This window comes from Dolichospermum circinale AWQC131C, assembly GCF_000426905.1.
GTDB classification, from domain to species: Bacteria; Cyanobacteriota; Cyanobacteriia; order Cyanobacteriales; family Nostocaceae; genus Dolichospermum; species Dolichospermum circinale.
On sequence record NZ_KE384590.1, the window covers coordinates 258 to 1,045 of the forward strand.

Sequence of the window (788 nt, forward strand, 5' to 3'; positions counted from 1 at the left end):
AGGGTGGAAACAGTGAAAATAACCTCCGTCTTGCAGTCACAGAACTTCGGAAAGATGAACAGCTAAAAGACCTAGAGCCGTTATTATCATTCTTTGCTAGTTTTGTGTTAGATATTCCCTTAATTCAACAAATCATGAGGTGGGATATGACAGTGTTAAGAGAATCACCCTGGTATGAAGAAATCCTTAAAGAAGGATTGCAACAAGGAGAACAACGGGGATTGCAACAGGGATTGCAACAGGGATTGCAACAAGGATTGCAACAAGGATTGCAGCAGGGGGAGCAACAAGGGGAGTCGGTCCTGGTTTTGCGTCAACTCACTAAAAGGTTTGGGGAAATAGAATTTTCTATGAGGGAGAAAATCCAGAAGTTACCTACTACTGAGTTAGAGATATTGGGAGAAAGTTTATTGGATTTTTCCCAAATACAAGATCTGATAGACTGGTTAGCAGTTCATTAAACTGCTAATAAAAGAAGTGATTGGGGGAGGTTAAAGCGATCGCTTCCCTGGGTATGGCAACTGAATATATAATCTGATCATGCCCAAATCCCCGACTTCAGCAGAGCAGTTGATCATTTATGGACACAATAAATCAAAGAAATCGGGGATCTGAAACTCTAGGGTGGCGGCAATCAATTGAGATATACTTTGTTTATCTTGCTTGAAAGCGATCGCTAATTGATGAGATATCAAAAGCGAGGGTTTTATTTAATGCTTGTCTTGGATCCTACAACGATGAATGTTACTCGGTTTACTCTTGGCAGAGGCCTTGTAAACGGAGGTTAC

General features: G+C 41.0%; 1 protein-coding gene. It reads left to right on the forward strand.

All coding sequences use genetic code 11. From position 1 onward, the window contains the following. The coding region (locus tag ACIR131C_RS25915; RefSeq protein ID WP_196811714.1) for a DUF4351 domain-containing protein at positions 1 to 461 on the forward strand (461 nt) is incomplete at its 5' end. Positions 462 to 788 lie beyond the last annotated feature (327 nt).